Raw genomic sequence first — 18,244 nt, 5'->3', positions numbered from 1 at the left:
TAAAGAAATGAAAACCAAGATGATTTTGGGGATAGTATTTATACTTCTCCTTTCAGTTAGTTCCTTTGCCCAGCCTAAGGGAGATTTTCCCGGTGATAGACCAAAAATGAATCCTGACGAAATGGCAGAGAAAACCGCCGACAGGTTAAAAAAGGATTTGAATTTAACCGACAGTCAATATAACTCTGTATATGAAGTCTACAAAAACCATTTTTCCGAAATGAAGAATATTATGGAAAATTTTTCAAAGAATGAAGACGACATGCAGAAAATTATGGATCAGAAGCAAAGTGAATTGAAGACCGGGATGTCCAGTATTTTAAACGATGATCAGATGGAAAAATGGGAAGAAATTCATAAAGAGATGGGGCAGAGACAAGGTCCTCCAGGGGACAGGCAAGGACCTCCTCCTCGTGATAGATAATTAGTATCAAACTTAGTATATTTTATCTGTCATATAATAGAACATGAGGACAATAATTATATTTTGCTGTTTGCTTGTTGCAGTGAGTTCAGCAGACGCGCAAAGAAAATTTGGTGATAAACCTAAAAAACCGAATCCAGAGAAGGAAGCGTCTGCTGTAACAAGTATTTTGATAAAGGAGCTTGACCTTACTAACGAGCAGGCAAATTCCGTTTACGACATCTATGTTGAGTACTATAAGAATCTGGATGATATGATGAGAAAAAATAAAGATATGGATCAGAATGAATCAGCTACTGCTATGGATAAGGCCACAGATAAACTTAGGGACGAATTGACCGCCGTACTGACCACTAATCAGATGGATAAATGGGAGAAATTTCAGGAAAATTCGCGTCAATTTATAAGAAAAGGGCCTCCAAGATGATTAAACCAAATATTGGTATTCTTTGTCAAACACTCAGAATTTAGAATTTTTTGTAAATCAAATGCTTTATTATGACAAAGAAATTAATCTTAGGTCTTGTATTACTGCTGACTTTTGCGGTTGGTTCGTCTTTTGCCCAAAACAAAAACGGAGATCATAAAAAACTATCTCCTTCTGAAAAGGCTACAAAGGTTGCAGATAAAATGAAAACGAATCTCAATCTGACAGATTCGCAATATAAATCCGTCTATGATATATTCTACAATCACTTTACCGAAATGAGTTCGATGAAAGATCAGTATGATAAGTCAAAGGATGAATTTAAAACTGCAAGGAAAGAGAAAAGGGAACAGCTTAAGAAACAGCTCTCCGGTGTATTAACTTCAGATCAGATACAAAAGATGGAGGAGAACAGGAAGAACCATAAAGGTAAGAATAAAGGTAAACACAAAGGAAAGAACAAAGATAAGTCAGATAGACCTAGTAAAGAGTAAACTTTAAGTTTTACGATTACCTATAATTCCCCATAAAAACTCAAAAAGCCTTCATGATTATTCGTGAAGGCTTTTCCTTTTTGTAAACAGCTTTACAATTTCTTAATCTTTCGGGATTTCTCTTTTTAAATTAATGTTAAATAAAGACATGGTGCTTTACAATTTCTTAATGATAATTTAACATTAAGAATACCCCTTATACATATATTGGAAACATCTATTAAATAAAATTAATGTAATGAAAAAGTTTATCCCGGTATTATTGCTCCTGTTCATATTTTCCGGATGCGGAAAACAGGACAACAAAATGCTCGATAAAGGCAATGAAGAGGGAACAACCGGCGAACAAATTAACGGTGCCGGTGCAACGTTTCCTTTTCCTGTTTATTCAAAATGGTTCACTGAATATGGAAAAGTGAATCCCGATGCAAAGATCAACTATCAGTCTATCGGAAGCGGTGGTGGTATCAAACAGCTTACCGAAGGAACGGTTGACTTCGGAGCAACGGACAGCCCGATGAAAGAGGAGGAACTTAAAGCTGCTGAAGATAAGAACCATTCTAAGGTAATTCATATCCCAACTGTTATAGGTTCGGTTGTGCTTGCTTACAATATTCCCGGGGTAGATCAAAATCTAAACTTAACTCCTGAAGCAGTTGCAGGTATCTTTCTTGGTACGATCAAAAAATGGAATGACCCTGCAATTAAAGAGTCGAATCCTGATGTTAATTTGCCTGATGCCGATATTATTGTGGCACACAGAACCGACGGAAGCGGTACCACATTCGTATTTACCGACTATCTCTCCAAAGTTAGTGAAGACTGGAAGAATGGTCCGGGTACAGGGAAGGACGTTAAATTTCCTGTAGGCCAGGGTGGTAAAGGAAATGAAGGTGTTACCGGATTGATAAAACAGCTTGATAATTCTATTGGATATGTAGAGTATGTTTATGCAGTACAAAATAATTTAAAGTTTGCACATATTAAGAATAAGAACGGAGAATTTGTTGCTCCGACACTCGAGTCCACCACAAAGGCAGCTGCAGGCGCAATTACTGAAATGCCTGATGACATGAGAATGTCAATCACTAATGCAGCAGGAGAAGGTGCGTATCCGATCGCTAGCTTTACATATATTATTCTTTACGAAGATCAAAAGAACGAATTCAAGGGTAAGACTCTTAAGGCGTTCCTTACATGGGCATTAACTGACGGAACTCAATATGCTAAAGACCTTGGTTATGCTCCGCTCCCCGATGCAGTGAGGGAAAAGGCAATGCAAAAGATTAACAGTTTAAAATACGACGGTAAAGTATTAAACTAATCCGGAACGATTAAATTTTTATACTATTACTTCCCAGCCTGAAAATACGAAAGAAATTAAAAGCAAAAAGAGGCTGAGTGATCTATTGTTCGAAAACACGACGCTTCTTTTTGCTTTAATTATCATTGCACTGCTCCTGTATATGATATACGAAATGTATCTATATTCAGATGAGTCTAGAACAATGTTTGGCTGGGATTTTATTTTTTCGAAGAACTGGGAACCGAATAAAGATGAGTTTGGTGCTCTTACTTTTATTTACGGTACGATTGTTTCATCTCTTATAGCGCTCGGAATCGCTCTTCCGGTTAGTCTTGGCGTAGCTATCTTCCTATCTGAGCTAGCTCCAAATGTTATTAAGTCCACATTCAGCTTTTTAATTGAAATACTGGCAGCTATCCCAAGTATAGTATATGGTTTCTGGGGTATATTTGTCTTTGCCCCTTTTATGAGGGAAAGCGTTCAACCATTTCTCCAAAATTATCTTGGATTTATCCCGTTTTTTAAAGGGACTCCATATGGTACAGGAATGCTTACTGCCGGGATCATACTTGCGATAATGATCATACCGACAATATCAGCAATCTCACGAGATGTTTTAAAAGCAATACCTGTATCTCAGAGAGAGGCGGCATATGGGCTTGGGGCAACACGCTGGGAAGCGATAAGAATGGCTTTGCTTAATGCGAGAAGTGGAATACTGGGAGGTACTGTATTGGGATTTGGCAGAGCGGTCGGTGAGACTATGGCGGTAACAATGGTGATAGGTAACAGGGCGGAAATAAATCTGTCGTGGTTCGAGCCCGCATATTCGATGGCGTCGGTTATAGCTAACGAATTTGCTGAGGCATCTAGCCAGCTTCATATAAGTGCCCTTATAGAAGTCGGTTTGATCCTGTTCGGAGTGACCTTTATAATTAACTCATTTGCACGTCTATTAATAATGGGCGTAACAAAAAATACTGAAGGCAGATAAATGACGGCTGATGAAATATATCAGAGCGCCGGAAATCTAAAGCGAAGGAAAGTAACTAACAGCGTTATGTTAACGTTGTGCATGTTTGCTGCAGGTGCAGCTATTATTCCTTTGATATATATTTTCTTTTATACCACGGGACAGGGCTTTTCAGCGCTAAACGTCGATTTCTTTACTAACCTGCCTGCTCCGGTTGGGGAAGAAGGCGGTGGTATGGCAAATGCGATCGTTGGTACTCTTATCCTTGTAGGATTAGGCTCGGTGATCGGGATCCCTGTCGGTATACTTGCCGGAATTTATGTTTCTGAATATTCAAACAGTTTATTCTCGAATATTGTAAAGTTTGTTACAGATGTACTTAGCGGTGTTCCATCTATTATAATCGGGATATTCGCTTATGGGTTGATAGTATTGCCAATGGGCAGGTTTTCTGCATTAGCGGGAGGATTTGCGCTGGGAATATTGATGATACCGACTGTAACTCGAACGACTGAAGAAATGTTAAAGCTTGTTCCGCAAAATCTCCGCGAAGCGTCTCTTGCACTAGGAGTATCACGCTGGAAAACCACATTACGTGTGGTTTTGAAAACTGCCTCTGCGGGAATAATAACAGGTATCCTTCTTGCGATCGCTCGTGCGGCAGGGGAGACTGCTCCGCTTTTGTTTACTGCTTTCGGTAATAGGTTCTGGTCCGACGCTCTCGACCAACCGATCGCGTCACTTCCGGTTCAGATATTCACATACGCGATATCGCCATACGAAGATTGGCATCAACAAGCCTGGGCCGGAGCATTTGTGTTGATATTCTTAGTATTTGTAGTAAATCTTTTAGTAAGACTAGTTACCAGGAATAAGTTCAGTCCTAATCTATAAAGTCTATGGTTGAAACGGAAGAAGATATTGTAATGGAAATAGCCGGTGAGGAAGAAGAAAAGCATGGTGGTAAGTTTGCTGTGATTACGCGCGACCTTACCGTATCCTTCAAAGACCGACCTGCTATTAAGCGCATTAGTATGAAAATAAAGCACGGCACCGTTACTGCTATTATAGGTCCGTCCGGATGCGGTAAATCTACTTTTCTTCGTGCTCTAAATAACATGCATGAACTTACTCCCAAATGTAAGGTAACAGGTGACATTATAGTTTTAGATAAAGATATCCGTGATTATGAGATGACGGATCTCCGTAAGAAAGTCGGGATGGTATTTCAAAAGGCTAATCCGTTTCCAACTATGTCTATTTATGAGAACGTTGTTTCCGGGCTTGTATTTAATAAGCGGTATAAACGATCCTACCTCGATGAGCAAGTAGAAAAATGCTTAACACTTGCCGGGCTGTGGGACGAAGTAAAAGACCGTTTAAAAGTATCCGGTATGAGTCTCTCCGGAGGACAGCAACAGAGATTATGCATAGCTCGTACGATCGCGGTAAATCCTGAAATAATCCTGATGGACGAACCTACAAGCGCTCTCGACCCGATATCCACACAAAAAGTAGAGGAGCTTATCTTCAATCTCAAATCCAATTACACCATAATAATAGTAACCCACAATATGCAGCAGGCGGCTCGTGTGAGCGATAGTACGGCATTTTTCTTCCTCGGCGATCTAATTGAGTATTCGAAAACTCAAAAAGTCTTCACAAACCCTAATGAGACACTGACTGAAGAGTACGTTACCGGAAAATTCGGTTAAATCTCTATACGATTGCTATATTTTTCTGCAACAAATCGCATTTTTTTACCATAGTGTTTTATTGTAAGAATTTTTATTTTTACAGGATAATTGCACTTTTTTCCAGATTGTTCGGTTTACTTGTATAATTAGGGAACACAAGCATAACCAGGGATAAAAACGTCTAATTTATGGATGAAAATAACTTAAATAAGGATCTATTGGGCGATAGCTTGGATAAACATCTCTCTGATGATTTTTCAGAGGAGGGTAATATATTACACGACGAGCCTGATCACACTTCACATCATGGGGAAGCACCCGGAGGTAAGTTATTTTCTATATTTCTTCCAGGGGTCCTAGTCGTATTCCTTCTTGCAGGTTTTGCGAATGATACCGGTAAGAAAACTGTCTCTTACAAGACCGATGGTTTTATTGAAACCGGTCTGGATGATACTACCAGCCGTATAAGCAAAAATACTCTGGTCAGCGCTTCCGATCTTAGAAAGCCAGTGATGGATACCGTTTATACAGATAAAGATGTCTGGTACGAACTAAGAGTTAGTGAACAGCGAGTATATCAGCACTGGAGGGATGGACATACAAGAAGTTTTCCTGTATCGACAGGTAACAAATTCATTAGTAAAGGTGTTGAAGCACGACCGGGTTTATTCGCGATATTTTACAGAAACGAACATCACAAATCCAGCCAGTTTGATGATGCATCACTTTTCCATTTTCAGACATTTAATCAAGGAATCGGATTCCATTCATTATCAGGAACGGGCTATTATGGAAATCTTGGGGTAAGACCATCTTCACATGGATGTATCAGAATGAGTCACGATGATGCGAGGCAAATGTATAAGGATGCGGAAATGGGTACATTAGTTCTTGTCCATTATGACGGGAAATATGCCAGAACAGTGGGTTTTGCGCCGAAAGATTTTAAGAACGGAAAGGAGTACACAAAGGAAGAACAGAAGAAGATGCTTGCAGAAAATCTTTACAATGTATTGAATGGAAATTATTATGTAGCCGAAAGAGAATATTTTGTGGTCGATCCAAAAGTGATTCCTGTAACAGGTGTTTACGACGGATATGACAAGAAGCTTCCTAAGACACAGAAGATGCCCGCAAGATTGTATTATTTTAAATCCGATGGCGATAAACTTGTTTTGAGAAATGATTTTGAAACTATAGGTGATGAGACTACAGCGGAAAGTGAATTTAAGCTTGTTGCGGCATCCAATAAAGATAAAGCTAATGATCTTACATATTCGAGTGACGAAGATCTTGTGAAGAAATATTTTAGTAATCCGATCGGTATATTACCGTATTTTCCACCGACACCCAAAAGAACTACATACATAAGTACGTCAAGCTCCAGCGAAAGCAATAGTGGTGATGACGGTGAATAATCATTAATAAAAATCTCACATGACAAAATTAGTTGCCCTTTACAAGACACCACCTGACAAAGAATTGTTCGATAAAAAATATTTTGAGGAACATTTGCCTCTTGCAGGAAAAATGCCGGGGTTGGTAAGAACTGAGGTTACAAAGCTAAAAAGCCTTGGAGCCGATGAAAAGTATTATCTTCAGGCAGAGATGTATTTTGACGATATGGATTCCTTGAATGCGGCTATGGGATCTCCGGAAGGCAAAGCAGCAGCGTCAAATTTGATGTCTTTTGCCAAGGAGCTGGTAGTGATGATGATAGGCGAAATTGAGGAATAATTTAATAAAAATGTAATGTTTAATTTCTTATTTTTTTTATATATTACGTGAGAGAAATTTAGGTGATTTTACGGAACTAATCTAAATTTCAAGGGTTTAAGTAGTAAATATACTACTAAACTAACAAGTTTACAAACTTTAAGGAGGCTGAAAAATGTCCGATGAATCTACAAATCAACCCGATCAACAGCCTGAAATTCAGGATGACCATAGTTTAATTGGCAAAGAGGGTTACTTTAAGTCATTCAAATATGGCGCTCCGGAACTTCAGAGGCTTTATAATAAATATTTTTCAAGAGGATTAATTATTGCGATATCGATATATCTCCTTTTGATCGGGGGATATGTGCTGGCTATGTACATACAAAAAGTGAATGCTGATGAAAAAGATAAGTATAACAATATAATTACTCTAGAGGATTTGGATCTTCCACCATCAGCTGAGGAAGAACCACCTCCACCGGACGTAGAAATTCCCGATGAAATAATTCCGTTAAAGGATCTTGAAGCACTTATTCCTGAGCCTGTTCCAAAACAGGAAGCGGAAATCCTTACTATGAAAACCCAAGAGAAACTGGAAGAGATCAACGCACCGGTATCATCTGAAGGTGATGAAAACGCTCCGAACATAAATTATATTGGTGATATCAATCTGAACAAGAAAAAGGTTGAAGAGAAGGTCGAGAAGAAGGAAGAAAAGAAAAAGGATGTTTATCAGCAATTCGAAGTTGAGGTTGCGCCAAAACCTGTTAATTTAGGTTCAGTAAGAGGTTCAATGCGTTATCCTGAAATCGCAAGATCATCAGGAACAGAGGGTCGAGTAACAGCTAAGATCCTTGTTGGTGCTGACGGCTCTGTGATCAAGGTTGGAAGCCTTAGTGGACCTTCAGTATTCCACGATGAGGTAAGAGATAAGGTTGGTGCATTGCAATTTACTCCTGCACTTCAAAACGGAAAACCTGTAAAGTGCTGGGTAAGTGTACCATTCAACTTCAAACTCAACAGCGGGTTTAAGAAAAAAGACGACGAAGAAGAAGACTCGGGCAACGAAGAGTAGCAGTTTTAAAAATTTTTAAAATGGTAGCCCCGACACTAATAATAAATTATGTAACTTCCGTATTCATATTTTTTATCGGATTGTTTTTAGTGTCGGGGATTTTTCCATCTGCGATAGACTCATATACCCGAATAGCATTCGGCATTATTTTTATAGCCTATGGTTTGTATAGATTTGTTAATGCTCAGGCAAAACGAAAATTTCAGAAACAGGAAGAGATGAGAGAGAAACTGAGAGTGGAGCGAGAGAAATTAATCAAAAATGCTAAATAGAATTAAATTTACTTCCCTTTTATTTTCCGCAATTTTTATCACTGCATTAAGTATATCCGGTTGCGACTTTAGTGAGATAAAATCTCAGGCAACAACCGGTGACTTGGCTGTTACATCAGATGAAACCATAAAAAAAATGATGCTAGAGGAAGAGGTTGAGTTTGAAAGGCTCAATAAAGAGGCTAATATCGAACTTAAATTTCTTCCTAGCAGATATGTTACAGCAGAACTTATTAATGGTGAAACAAAATTTATTGTTACAGTTGGTGATTTTACAGAGGAAGAACAAAAAGCAATTAAGGATAATAAGATAGAGATCCAAAAGTATGAGTTTGCTGTTGATGGAATTGCTTTTATCGTAAATCCAAATAATCCGCTTTCGAGAGTAACCTCGGAGGACCTTAAAAAGATATTCACCGGTGAATATACACGCTGGGACCAGATTATAACACAAGATCAGGAACAGAACAACCAATTAAAGTCGAAAATGACAGGTCAAAATGCTAATATAAAGCTATTTATTCAAAGACCAAACTCGGACATGTACAGCTATGTAAAGGACACAGTACTTAGCGGTGCTGATTATTCGTCAAAGGCAAATATATGCTCAACCAGTGTTCAAATGCTGGAGGAGATCAGAAAGAATGATAATGCTATTGGAATATCAAATCTCGGATGGATGGGAACAAGTAACCAGGATATTCTGGATACAACCGTAAAGGCTTTAAGGATCTCTAGAATCTATCCAAATGGTTTCCAGGCTGACTTCAAACAATTCCACCAGGGGTTGGTATTTAATCAGGAATACCCATACAGGAGGATTGTTTACATTTTTACCACAGAAAAAGGGGTCGGTCTTGCCTCAGGTTTTATTACATTTTTGCTGAACAAAGATGGGCAAAAGGTAGTATTAAAAGAAGGTATGGTCCCTGTGACACAGCCTGTAAGAACTATACAAATAAATTAAGTTATAAATAAAAATATATTAAAATGAAGAATGTGTTAAGAAACATTATTACAGCAACGGTCCTGGTTTTAATATTCCAGACGGGAGTCTTTGCACAAGTTGACAAGGCGATCGAAGCTGCAAAGCGTGGAGATTATGTTACTGCACTTGGATTATTTAAGAGTGCGGGAAAAATAGACGGTTACGAAGAAAATTACTGGTATGGAAAGACATTATTCGAAACAGGTTCTTTAAAGGATGCCGAAAAGTATTATAAAGTTGCACTGAAGGATGATGATGAAGGTTGGGAAGCCCTTAAGGGCATGGGTGACTTACTCAGTTACCAAAAGAAATATGACGATGCCAATAATTATTATAAAAAAGCGGCTAAAGCAAATGATGAAAATATTTCCATACTTATAGCCCAGGGAAGAAATCTTTCTAAAGCGGGTAAACTGGAAGATGCTGTTGTCGTTTTAACTAGGGCAACAACAATAAGCAAGAATAACGCTGACGTATATGCCGGACTAGGAGATGCATATTTTTATGGTGGAGCAATTCCTGCAGCGCTGGATAATTATAGTAAGTCTCTCCAGATCAAAGACAACGCGGCGGCTCATTATGGGCTTGGAAATGTTTATTTTGTACAAAATAAATTCCAGGAATCAGTCGAAGAGTTCCAGGATGCTGTACAGCTTGACAGGAAATTTGCCGATGCTTATTTACAGCTTGGAAAACTTTTATATTACAACGAAGATTATACAGCAGCTCTTAATGCAATAGAAGAGTATAATAAATTAAAGCCGGGTGATCTGGATGGCTTATCATATAAGGCAAAAATACTATATGGTCAGAGAAAATATGATGAAGCCGATAAAGTACTTGACGAAGTGCTCAAAATAGACCCAAACAATGTGGTAGCTTTTAAATATAAAGGATATGTGAAGAGCGGACAGAAACAGTACGACGAAGCAATCGTATTTTTCCAGAAAGTTCCGGATGATTATTTCGAGCCGGATGATTATATAATATATGCTGAAACATATGAGAAACTGGGAGATTTTCCCAAAGCATATGCTACTTTTGAAAAGGGTATAGCAAGAGATCCAAAATCTTCAAGGCTTGAGCTGGAATATGGAGATTCATACCTTACAAATAAGGATTACTCCAACGCACTTACACACTTTATTAAAGCAGAACAACTTGGAAGTACAAATGCAATAATTTATAAGGGACTTGCATACTTTAACATGGGACAATATGAAGATGCTATAAAGGCATTCGATGATGCTATAGTTATTAACGACGAGTATGCAATAACATATCTTTTAAGAGGAAGCGCAAAGCAGGCACTTGGAGACAGAGATGGCGCAGTTGCTGATTACCAGAAAGTGCTTGAACTAGATCCAGGTAATGAGGATGCACAAAAAAATCTTGAAATACTGCAAAACATGGGTAATGCTCCGGAAGAAACTAATAAAACACCGGACGGACAATAATGTCATTCTGATTTTAGTTTAATATTTGATAATAAATAACTAAATTATGCGATTATATTAATATAATCGCATTTTTATTGATGGAAGATACTATTAAATACATAGACGATAACAAGGATGTATTTCTTAATGAGCTTATGGAGTTCTTGAGAATACCTTCTATTAGTACAAATCCTGAAAACAAAGGTGACGTCAAAAAAGCTGCTGAATTCGTTAAGTCTAAAATGGAGGAAGCGGGACTTGAAAACGTCAAAATATTTGAAACACCCGGTCACCCCGTAGTTTACGGAGATTGGCTTCACGCAGGGGATGATGCCCCGACGGTTCTTGTTTACGGACACTATGACGTACAGCCTGTAGACCCGCTTGATCTTTGGACTAACCCGCCTTTTGAACCAATAATAAAGGGGGACAAGATATATGCGCGGGGTGCAACAGATGATAAAGGACAATTCTTTATACACATAAAAAGCATCCAGTCTCATCTCAAAACGCATGGAAAACTTCCGGTCAACGTTAAAGTTATATCGGAAGGGGAAGAAGAGATCGGCAGTGAGCATCTCGACCAGTTCATAAAGGATAACAAGGATCTGCTGAAGTGTGACTATGTACTTGTGTCCGATACGTCGATGCATAGCGAAGAACATCCATCAATATGTTATGCATTAAGGGGATTATGTTATATGGAAGTAAGGCTCACTGGTCCTAATCGTGACCTGCATTCAGGAAGTTTCGGAGGTGCTGTAGATAATCCTATTAATGCCCTTGCACATATAATCTGTAAATTAAAGGACGATAAAGGAAAGATACAGATCCCCGGATTTTATGATGACGTGCTTGAGCTGACTTCCGCAGAAAGAGAAGAATATACTAAGTTACCCTTTGACGAGGAAGGATACAAAAAAGATCTTGATATAGAAGAAGTCTTCGGTGAAGAGGGCTACTCGACACTTGAAAGAGATTCTGCAAGACCGACACTTGACTGTAATGGTATATGGGGCGGTTTCCAGGGTGAAGGTGCAAAGACAGTCCTCCCGTCAAAAGCCGGGGCGAAGATCTCAATGAGGCTGGTTGCCGATCAGGATCCGCTAAAAGTTGAAAAGCAATTTACAGATTATGTTATGAGTATTACTCCAAAGACAATGAAGGTAGAAGTAAAGGGAATGCATCACGCTAAACCTGCGCTTACACCGATTGATACGGAAGCAATGAAAGCTGCAGTTACTGCGATGAAGAAAGCCTACGGAAAAGACCCCATATTTATGCGCGAAGGCGGCTCTATTCCGGTTGTAGAGACCTTTCAGACCCTCCTTGGAGCACCTACGATATTGCTAGGGTTTGGATTACCGACAGAAAATACACATTCTCCGAATGAAAATTTTGATTTAAGGAATTTCTATAAGGGAATAAAAACCATATCTTACTATTACGACGAATTGTCAAAAATTAATAAATAATCATGGCTAAAGTAAAATCATCGAATTTACAAAAGCTGAAAAGTAAAAAGAGCAAAAAAGAGGAACATTTACATCTTTCTCTCAACACAATGAATTACAGCATTATAGGGCTGGGTATTGTGGTTATTATTATAGGATACATGTTAATGGCATCCGACCGTACAGTAGACGGATTTATGGCAACTGTACTTTCTCCGATACTTTTGGTTATCGGGTACTGTGTTATAATTCCTGTTGGTGTTTTATACGGGGGTAATTTCAAGAAAAAAGCTGTGCTGGCAGATACACATACTTCGGCTGTAGAGGAAGAGGTAATTAAAGAAGAAGAGAATACACCAAATGTAAAAACTTCTTCTAACATAAAGACCTCATAGGAACTAACATTAGCTACGTATTGTTTTAAATGTTTGATCTAAGTTCTTTTAAAATATATCAAATAAGCCGATTATATAATATATTTTCGATTATGGGAATGCAACGGTTTCGACGGGGTGAAAGAGGATTAAAACTGCATGCTGTGTTCTCCGCAGACACATTAAACGGCGGAACAATCATAATTGGCGATAATAACAATTACGCTTTAGCTGCTTAATAAAATAATCAGCTTCATCTTACCCACGTCTCCGCCTATTGGATAGGGATAAGGTGTCAAAATAGATAGGCTGGCTTAAGTGAGTGTCCGGTAACTTAAGCAAGATAAACGGACTGGCAATGCGGCGGTTCGCCTGCCGGGCAAAGCATTGTAAGATTCAATGGCAGGATATTCATGTAGAGGTTTTAATTGGCTTCACTTCGGACCCGAGTTCGACTCTCGGCATTTCCACTAAGATATTTTCAATTCTTCGAACGCCCGGAATACCATTTCGGGCGTTATTGTTTTAAGGGAGTCCTTATCTTCCGATACAATTATCTCGCTTTTATCAGAGAGGGGAGCAAATCTCTCGATATTCCACTTTACATTAGTAAACATATCCACAACGGGTACATTAAAAGCTGATGCCATATGTACAATAGATGTATCAGCAGATATTACGGCATTACAATATTTTACAATTTCTGCAATTTCCATATATTCGCCTGAATACCAATAGATATTTTTGTTTTTGACCTGTTCGATAAGTATTTTAGCAACTTCTTTGTCATCATACCCGTATGCGTTTATTATTATGCTCCATTCATCGTCCTCATTAAAAAGCTCCAGCAGTTTTTTCCATTTTTCTCTGCCCCAGATCCTATTTGTTTTTCCGGCGGAGATATTCAGAAGAGTTTTCTTTCCGGGTATTTCATTCAGGAATGGTTTTACTTTCTCCTTTGCTTTGCCGGGTATGAATAAAGTTGGGCGTTTACTCTCAATTGTAAAAAAAGGCGCAAGAACCTTTAGTGGTGTAAGATTTATTTCAACAGCATGATTGCCGATCTTGTATTCAGTCAGGTCGATGTCGAAGAGGTTATCATCATTGTTATAACCGAGGGATCGTATCGGCTTTGCATAACGGACAAGAGTTCTTGAAGTTCTTGAGTATTCTACCTTCGTATCTATCCAATAATCGAATCTATTCTGCCGCAATCTCATCAATAACGGAATCGTCCGCAGTGAGCCTTTTATATATATATGAGTGTTTTGGACGTCTTTATGGTAAAGTGGAATTTCGTAATTCAGTTGGCTGGCGAGGACATGTATTTCGCAATTTGGATAAAGGAGTTTCAGATTGGAAAACAGGGGAGTAGTAAGTATCATGTCACCCAGTTTTCCGATCTGAACTATGAGTATTTTTGGAGCATCTGTCTCTTTCGGTATGTTATCCATATCCGAATATAACTGAACGAATTATCTTCTTTTAGGCTTTCTGCCCTGCTGTATTTTTCGCATTTCTTCAGCATCAGGAAGCTTTGGCATTTGCTCTTTAACGTTATTCCATAGCTTACTCATAATACCCGGCTTTTTATCTTTCGGATCCTCTTCTTTACCGAATTTATTCTTATATATCTGCTGAGCAATCGATAATAGGTTAAAGGTAAAGTAATAAAGGTTAAGTCCAGCCGGGAAGCTGAAGAACAATAAAGTCAGAAATACCGGGAAGACATACACCATAGCTTTTTGCTTCGGATCGGTCACAGTCATCTTTTGCTGCACGAACATAGTTATACCCATCAGAAGTGCAAGTCCGGATACCTGGCTGATTCCAAATAGAGGAATCTTAAATGGTAATGTGAATATCACATCCGGAGAGGCGAGATCGTGTATCCAAAGTATAAATGGCTGTTGTCTTAATTCAATAGTGGATCTGAACACGCCAAATAATGCGTATAATATTGGGAGCTGTAAGAGCATCGGCAGACAGCCACCAGCCGGATTAATCTTCTCCTCTTTATACAACTTCATTATCTCTTCATTCTGTTTCATTGCGTTATCCTTATACTTCTCGCGGATAGCCTGCATCTTAGGGCTCAGTTGTCCCATCTTTTTCATAGATTCAGTCTGTGACTTTGTCAGCGGGTTCAGCAGTATCTTCATTAAGAATGCGAAGATGATGATTACAAAGCCATAGTTGGGTACGAACGAATGGATAAAATTAAAAATTGGTATTATGAAATACTGGGCAATCGGTCTTACAATAAAATCAAGCGCAAACCTCATCGTGAGCTGTAGATCCATGTCATACGACTTCAGTATCTGGTAATCAAGAGGTGTCAAAAGAACAATAAAATCTGACTTATCCATCTGGTCATTTTTAATATCCATCTTGACTGCGATAGAATATTCTTCTCTCAATCCTTCGTCTGGGAGGTGAAACTTATTACCTGAAAGATATGCACCATCGCCTTTTCTTCCATCCGGTCCACTGGGTATAAGGAATACACCAAAGTATTTATTTCTAGAACTTACATAATCCGTATTTCCGTTGAGGTCCTCTGTCTTTACCTTATCAAAATCATCAGCATTAAATGTAACCAGTTCTCCGCCCATGTAAGCAAATGCTTCAGCGAAGTTGGCTTCATCGTCACTCCTGTACTCCGTAAGGTTGAGGGAGGATCCCCAAACTATCTGGTATTTAGAACCTGTTATAAATTTGTCCGAATTATACAGCTCGAACGAAACGTCGAACTCATAAGAATCCGGCTTAAAAGTATAAATTTTAACGATCTTTTGAGTACTGTCACCATTTACAAAGAGTGAATACTTGAGCTGGTAATTCTGTTTATCCTGTACGTTTACTGTTTCCCATTCGGGATAATCGCTGTTGAATACCAGCTGTTCGGTGCTTATGGTCCTGCCGTCTTTGGAAGTGAAAAGCATGTGCAGTTCCTTGCCTGATTTCCAGTCAACGAGCTGTACCGGCTCACCGTTCCATGTTTTAAAGTCCTTAGTGATAAACTTTCGTATTGTTCCGCCGTAATTGCTGAACTCCATCGATACTTTACTGTTCTCTATGGTGATTATCTTTTCCGGTGTACCGCCCGTTTGCTGGGCATACTTCGAGGAGTTGCTGTAAAGAATTGCTCCATATTCCTGTACAAGCTCGGTAACTTGTTTGGATGAATCGGAAATGCTTGTTGTATCCGATGTATTCTTTGTTGTATCTGCGGGCGGTTGTTGTTGCTTACTTGTATCGGGTGTTTGTTGAACCTGTGATGTCGTGTCAACCTTGTTCTGCGGGTTTTTATCGTTCTGCAGTGAATTTGACCAATAAAGCCACGCCATTAATATCACTGCAATTAATACAAAACCTAATATAGACCGTTTATCCATTTACTACTGTTTTCTCTGTTGATTTATGATGATGATGTTTGTGCGGCACCGGGTCGAATCCTCCCTCAACGAACGGGTTGCACCGGAGTATTCTCCATACACCCAGCCCGAATCCCACAAAAAAGCCCCGCTCTTTAAGAGCAATAATAAAATACTCCGAACAAGTAGGGTAATACCTGCATGATTTAGGCAGGAAAGGTGAAATGAATTTCTGATAAAGTCGTATGAAAAAAATTAGTATATATGTCATTGTATATTCTGGGTGCCGATGCTTTTTAAGATCTTACTGAGGAGGATCTTCATTTCGTCTTTAAGATCTTCAAAGTTAATGTTCTTTTCCGCCAGTTTTTCTATTCCGTTAGACGAAAAAGAAAAGATAATGTTTATATTGCCGGTACCGGAAAGGTTAAAAAAAAATCTCCGTTTAGCCTGTATGCTTCCTTCATCAAACGCTTTCCGTAGTTTCGCATCGTAGCTTTCTTTACCTTTTTCTTGGAAATAATAAAGCCCACTTTGACAAGGTTTGTCAGCTCTCTTGGGGCTGTATCCTTTGTAGTAAGTGGGCTTGAAACTTCATCTAAATTTTCTGTATTCAGATAGCCTAATAAAAGATCGGTCGAAAAAATGCGAGAGTTCTCTAAAACTCTTTTGTAAGCATCGAATCCGCGGAGTATCTGTGTTTTCTTAAGTTCTAGTTTGCGCCGGGTGCCGTTTGTCTCGTTATTAGCCATAATAATAATTTTACCCGTTTATTATGCGGGTTAATCAGTCCTTCTTACAAATTCGTCGCTTACTGTAAGCTTCTTGCGTCCCTTAGCTCTTCTTCTTGCCAGTACTTTTCTGCCGTTCTTCGTAGACATTCTTTCCCTGAATCCGTGCTTATTCTTCCTTTTTCTTACGCTTGGCTGGAATGTTCTTTTCATATATACTGTATTTTAAAATCTAATTTTTAGTAAATGTGTAATTTACGAGTATTGCTTGTAATTTACAAGGAAGATTTTCAGGCTGTCTGTCCCTTTTTAGTTGTGTTTTTTGACAGAATTATCAGCATCACTACTCCTAAAACTATCATAATTATCGATATTATCTGTGCCTGGGATAATTCGAAAATAATTCTTGGATTTAACCTTATGATCTCTATGAATAACCTTGCAATACCGCTTAATACCAGGTAACGGAAGAACACATCACCGTTGAATTTTGAGTTTTTTTGATAATTCCACAAATAGAGAAAAATGCCGATACCGATAACAAATTCATATATCGAAGTGGGATGTACCAGTACGCCGGGTGGAGTCGGGACTGTTCCATTTGCGTAGCTGTAACCGATGAATTCCCACATTGTGCCGTTTACCCTTATACCGTAATCTCCGTCTCCCGATAAATGACATCCTATTCGCGCTATTCCGTATGCCAGCGCAGCTGCCGGTGCCATACAGTCAAATATCTCAAGTACTTTGAGCTTTTTTGCTTTGCAGAATATTATCAGAACAACTATGGATAATATCAATCCTCCATAGAATGTCAGCCCGGAAGGGGAGAAGAGTACGTCGCTTTTTAGGAGTGAAGACAGCGGAACGTCACCGAAATTCCATTCTTCTATTATGTAAAATAGTTTCGAACCGACTATTCCGGCTACGAGTGAAATAAATGTAATATTGATAGCAAGGTTTTCGTCGAGGTGCTTTCGTACCAGTTCTCGGCGGAGTATTACACTGCCCACCAGGAATGCTATTCCCAGCATGAGCCCATAGCTGTATATCGGTACAGGACCTATTTCAATCAGCTTCGGATACACGTTGGGGGATAACTTTGATGAATTTGTTCTTTGGCTGGCGGGTGATCTTTATCTCGTGCTTGAGTATTTTGAACTTGAACAGGTTTTTATCGCTTTTCTGTTTGTATAAATTCAAAGTATATTCTGTCTGTTTGAACTCGTAGAACCTGTATGCATATTGAGCCGTACCGCTTCGTGAGAGAGAAATAACGGGAGCCGAAAGGCCTTCTACGTTAAATTCAAGCACTTTTGCGTCCGCATCAGCGCTCGCATCCACGTTTATCTTATAAGTGAAGTTCTCGAACACTTTCACTGTACGGAAGTCGAATAGTATGAACTCTTCTTTCCTCGTCGGGTCGAATTCCCGGGAGATGTACAGTTCAAATTCAAATTCCAGTGTATCCGGTCTGACCTGCTTGGTTCTCAT

21 protein-coding genes and 1 other RNA gene are annotated in these 18,244 nt (G+C 39.0%); 15 read left to right on the top strand and 7 right to left on the bottom strand.

All coding sequences use genetic code 11. The features are described from left to right. Window positions 1–7: 7 nt before the first annotated feature. The 15 genes from H6614_06305 to ssrA all read left to right on the top strand — a co-directional run bounded on the left by H6614_06305 (window position 8) and on the right by ssrA (window position 13,115). Window positions 8–424: a hypothetical protein gene (locus tag H6614_06305; GenBank protein MCB9243267.1), complete on the top strand. Its 417-nt coding sequence runs from the start codon at window positions 8–10 to the stop codon at window positions 422–424. A 43-nt stretch (window positions 425–467) separates the two neighbouring features. Then, window positions 468–851, top strand: a complete 384-nt coding sequence (locus H6614_06300) for a hypothetical protein (protein ID MCB9243266.1) — start codon at window positions 468–470, stop codon at window positions 849–851. A 71-nt stretch (window positions 852–922) separates the two neighbouring features. Continuing rightward, complete coding sequence (locus H6614_06295) at window positions 923–1,345, top strand: hypothetical protein (protein MCB9243265.1); 423 nt, start codon at window positions 923–925, stop codon at window positions 1,343–1,345. 238 nt (window positions 1,346–1,583) lie between these two features. Continuing rightward, complete coding sequence (gene pstS, locus H6614_06290) at window positions 1,584–2,669, top strand: phosphate ABC transporter substrate-binding protein PstS (protein ID MCB9243264.1); 1,086 nt, start codon at window positions 1,584–1,586, stop codon at window positions 2,667–2,669. Window positions 2,670–2,724: 55 nt separating this feature from the next. Then, window positions 2,725–3,645 carry a phosphate ABC transporter permease subunit PstC gene (pstC, locus tag H6614_06285; GenBank protein ID MCB9243263.1) on the top strand — a complete coding sequence of 307 codons (921 nt, stop codon included), beginning with the start codon at window positions 2,725–2,727 and terminating at the stop codon, window positions 3,643–3,645. Further along, window positions 3,646–4,518 carry a phosphate ABC transporter permease PstA gene (gene pstA, locus H6614_06280; GenBank protein MCB9243262.1) on the top strand — a complete coding sequence of 291 codons (873 nt, stop codon included), beginning with the start codon at window positions 3,646–3,648 and terminating at the stop codon, window positions 4,516–4,518. It abuts the gene before it with no gap. 5 nt (window positions 4,519–4,523) lie between these two features. Beyond that, entirely contained in the window at window positions 4,524–5,339 is an 816-nt protein-coding gene (gene pstB / locus H6614_06275) for a phosphate ABC transporter ATP-binding protein (GenBank protein ID MCB9243261.1), read from the top strand. Window positions 5,340–5,509: 170 nt separating this feature from the next. Further along, window positions 5,510–6,739, top strand: coding sequence for a L,D-transpeptidase (locus H6614_06270; GenBank protein MCB9243260.1), 1,230 nt, complete (start codon window positions 5,510–5,512; stop codon window positions 6,737–6,739). A 19-nt stretch (window positions 6,740–6,758) separates the two neighbouring features. Then, entirely contained in the window at window positions 6,759–7,058 is a 300-nt protein-coding gene (locus tag H6614_06265; GenBank protein ID MCB9243259.1) for an EthD family reductase, read from the top strand. A 154-nt stretch (window positions 7,059–7,212) separates the two neighbouring features. Then, window positions 7,213–8,115, top strand: coding sequence for an energy transducer TonB (locus H6614_06260; protein ID MCB9243258.1), 903 nt, complete (start codon window positions 7,213–7,215; stop codon window positions 8,113–8,115). 261 nt (window positions 8,116–8,376) lie between these two features. Further along, window positions 8,377–9,354 (top strand): substrate-binding domain-containing protein, encoded by a 978-nt coding sequence (locus H6614_06255; protein MCB9243257.1) that lies wholly within the window; start codon window positions 8,377–8,379, stop codon window positions 9,352–9,354. A 23-nt stretch (window positions 9,355–9,377) separates the two neighbouring features. After that, entirely contained in the window at window positions 9,378–10,832 is a 1,455-nt protein-coding gene (locus H6614_06250) for a tetratricopeptide repeat protein (protein ID MCB9243256.1), read from the top strand. 80 nt (window positions 10,833–10,912) lie between these two features. After that, the gene (locus H6614_06245) at window positions 10,913–12,289 is read left to right on the top strand and encodes a dipeptidase (GenBank protein ID MCB9243255.1); all 1,377 of its coding nucleotides are present in this window, start codon (window positions 10,913–10,915) and stop codon (window positions 12,287–12,289) included. Between the two features lie 2 nt (window positions 12,290–12,291). Further along, a complete protein-coding gene (locus H6614_06240) occupies window positions 12,292–12,663 on the top strand; it encodes a hypothetical protein (GenBank protein ID MCB9243254.1) in 372 nt (123 codons plus the stop codon). Window positions 12,664–12,757: 94 nt separating this feature from the next. Next, window positions 12,758–13,115, top strand: a transfer-messenger RNA (tmRNA) gene (gene ssrA, locus H6614_06235). Here ssrA and H6614_06230 read toward each other — a convergent pair. From H6614_06230 to H6614_06200, 7 genes are all read right to left on the bottom strand, one after another. Continuing rightward, entirely contained in the window at window positions 13,113–14,096 is a 984-nt protein-coding gene (locus H6614_06230) for a glycosyltransferase family 9 protein (GenBank protein MCB9243253.1), read from the bottom strand. The two genes, ssrA and H6614_06230, sit on opposite strands and share 3 nt — an antisense overlap. 21 nt (window positions 14,097–14,117) lie before the next feature. After that, window positions 14,118–16,040: a membrane protein insertase YidC gene (gene yidC / locus H6614_06225; protein ID MCB9243252.1), complete on the bottom strand. Its 1,923-nt coding sequence runs from the start codon at window positions 16,038–16,040 to the stop codon at window positions 14,118–14,120. After that, window positions 16,033–16,290, bottom strand: a complete 258-nt coding sequence (gene yidD / locus H6614_06220; GenBank protein ID MCB9243251.1) for a membrane protein insertion efficiency factor YidD — start codon at window positions 16,288–16,290, stop codon at window positions 16,033–16,035. Before yidD ends, yidC begins: the two co-directional genes overlap by 8 nt. Window positions 16,291–16,423: 133 nt before the next feature. Beyond that, the gene (locus H6614_06215) at window positions 16,424–16,771 is read right to left on the bottom strand and encodes a ribonuclease P protein component (GenBank protein MCB9243250.1); all 348 of its coding nucleotides are present in this window, start codon (window positions 16,769–16,771) and stop codon (window positions 16,424–16,426) included. Window positions 16,772–16,801: 30 nt separating this feature from the next. Then, entirely contained in the window at window positions 16,802–16,963 is a 162-nt protein-coding gene (gene rpmH, locus H6614_06210; GenBank protein ID MCB9243249.1) for a 50S ribosomal protein L34, read from the bottom strand. A 77-nt stretch (window positions 16,964–17,040) separates the two neighbouring features. Then, window positions 17,041–17,838 carry a prolipoprotein diacylglyceryl transferase gene (locus tag H6614_06205; GenBank protein MCB9243248.1) on the bottom strand — a complete coding sequence of 266 codons (798 nt, stop codon included), beginning with the start codon at window positions 17,836–17,838 and terminating at the stop codon, window positions 17,041–17,043. Continuing rightward, complete coding sequence (locus H6614_06200; protein ID MCB9243247.1) at window positions 17,819–18,244, bottom strand: hypothetical protein; 426 nt, start codon at window positions 18,242–18,244, stop codon at window positions 17,819–17,821. The genes H6614_06205 and H6614_06200 overlap by 20 nt, the downstream gene beginning before the upstream one ends.

It is taken from the genome of Ignavibacteriales bacterium (genome assembly GCA_020635255.1).
In the GTDB taxonomy this organism is placed as follows: domain Bacteria; phylum Bacteroidota; class Ignavibacteria; order Tepidaquicellales; family Tepidaquicellaceae; genus JAEYVS01.
The sequence above is the reverse complement of the archived record's forward strand: the minus strand, read 5'-3'. Positions and strand labels throughout refer to the sequence as shown.